This is a genomic window from Bacillus sp. SM2101, assembly GCF_018588585.1.
Lineage (GTDB): Bacteria > Bacillota > Bacilli > Bacillales > SM2101 > Nanhaiella > Nanhaiella sioensis.
Window position 1 is genome coordinate 1 of sequence record NZ_JAEUFG010000100.1, and the last position, 1,430, is coordinate 1,430.

Genomic DNA, 1,430 nt, shown 5'->3' on the forward strand with positions numbered 1-1,430 from the left:
TGAACTGCACCCCAATTGTTAGACAAAACTAACAACGGAGGTGCAGTTTTTAATGACAAAGTATTCCTTAGAAACTAAATTGGCTGCTGTTAATGCCTACATTAATAGCTCAGATTCTTTTAAGGTGACAGCTCAGAAACATAATGTAAGTACGACTAGATTAAAAAACTGGGTTGCTAAGTATCGTGAACATGGAGTAGCTGCTTTTGAAAAATCATATACAAATTATTCAATTGAGTTTAAAATGGACGTACTTGATTTCATAGCTGAAACAGGAGCGTCCGTTGAACAAGCTACCTCTCTATTTAATATAGGTGCACCTACCACAGTATTCAAATGGAAGTCTTTACTTGAAACACATGGGATTAACGCTCTTCAATCAAAGGCAAAGGGGCGTTCATCCATGAAAAAAGAATCGAAAAATCAGTCAGGAAAAGAAACCGATAAAACATTACAATCAGAAAATGAGCGATTACGTGCGGAGAATGCATATTTAAAAAAGTTACAAGCCTTAATTCAGGAAAAGAAAAAGTTACGTATCAAGATAAAGCACAAATCATTAATGAATTGAGGCATGAATTTAAGGTTACTCAATTAATAAAAGTTGCTGGTATTCCGCGTAGTACATACTATTACTGGATAAAACAATTGAATAAACCAGATAAATATAAAGAAATAAAAGAAGTCATCCAACAGATATTTGATGAAAACGAAGGTCGTTATGGCTATCGTCGTATCACATTGGAATTACGTAATCAAGGATATGTACTCAATCATAAAACAGTCCGACGTTTAATGATTAATATGGGGTTAAAATGTCTTGTCAGAATGAAAAAATATCGATCGTACCGTGGTAAAGTAGGAAAAATAGCGCCTAATATTTTAGAACGTGATTTTCATGCGACAAAGGCAAATCAAAAGTGGGTTACAGATGTAACCGAATTTCATTTATGTGGTGAAAAGCTATATTTATCACCTATTCTCGACCTTTATAACGGAGAGATTATCGCTTATAACTTTGAAAAGCGTCCTGTCTATCCTCTTGTTTCAAAGATGTTGGATAAAGCTTTTAAGCAATTGAAAGATGGAGATTGTCCTATACTTCACTCAGATCAAGGTTGGCATTATCAGATGGGGAAGTACCAACATGCATTAAAGGGACATGGACTTACACAAAGTATGTCACGTAAAGGAAACTGTTTAGATAACGCAGTCATGGAGAATTTCTTTGGCTTATTGAAAAGTGAACTTCTTTATCTTAAAGAATTCGAGAGTATGAATCATTTTATACTAGAATTAGAGAAGTACATATATTATTACAATCATAAACGGATTAAAGTAAAATTAAGAGGCATGAGTCCGGTTCAATACCGAATGCATGCCTTAGAAGCTGCCTAAATATATATGTCTAACTTTATGGGTTCAGTTCA

At 34.1% G+C, this 1,430-nt stretch carries 1 protein-coding gene; it reads left to right on the plus strand.

Translation table 11 applies throughout. From position 1 onward, the window contains the following. The first annotated feature begins 52 nt into the window (after positions 1 to 52). A protein-coding gene (locus JM172_RS24395) for an IS3 family transposase (RefSeq protein WP_214484965.1) occupies positions 53 to 1,398 on the plus strand; the annotation gives its coding sequence in 2 pieces (ribosomal slippage) (positions 53 to 509 and positions 509 to 1,398; 1,347 coding nt in all). The last annotated feature ends 32 nt before the right edge of the window (positions 1,399 to 1,430 follow it).